The following is a 601-nucleotide window of genomic DNA, read 5'->3' on the forward strand; positions in this document are numbered from 1 at the left end:
AAGACGTGTTAAAATCCATTGGTCTTTGATTTCAGTCACGTTTGATAAATCTATTTCATCATAAGTTAAGTCATCAAGATTCATGATGGCATAACGAGAAGCATTCCAGATCTTATTAATAAAGTTCCAAGCAGCTTCCAGTTTCTCTTCGTTATAACGGATATCTTGACCAGGTGTTGAACCAGTTGCTAGGAACCAACGTAAAGCGTCAGCACCATATTCGTTAACAACATCCATTGGGTCAACCCCGTTACCTAGAGATTTGGACATCTTACGCCCTTGGCTATCACGGATTAAACCGTGGATTAAAACATTCTTGAATGGACGACGACCAGTGAATTCCAACCCTTGGAAAATCATACGGGCAACCCAGAAGAAAATAATGTCATACCCTGTTACCAATGTTGAAGTTGGGTAGTAGCGTTTAAAGTCTTCTGCATCAGTATCTGGCCACCCCATAGTTGAAAACGGCCATAAGGCAGATGAAAACCAAGTATCTAAAACATCTGGATCTTGTTCCCAGTTTTCGCTGTCAGCAGGTGCTTCCATACCGACATACATTTCACCAGTTTCTTTGTGGTACCAAGCTGGAATTTGGTGC

General features: G+C 41.4%; 1 protein-coding gene. It reads right to left on the reverse strand.

Features of this window, described 5'->3' with window-relative positions:
* A partial coding sequence (locus ACRCJ0_RS18465) for a class I tRNA ligase family protein (RefSeq protein WP_431391626.1) occupies nucleotides 1-601 on the reverse strand: 601 nt, incomplete at both ends.

Source organism: Aerococcus sp. L_32 (assembly GCF_050689315.1).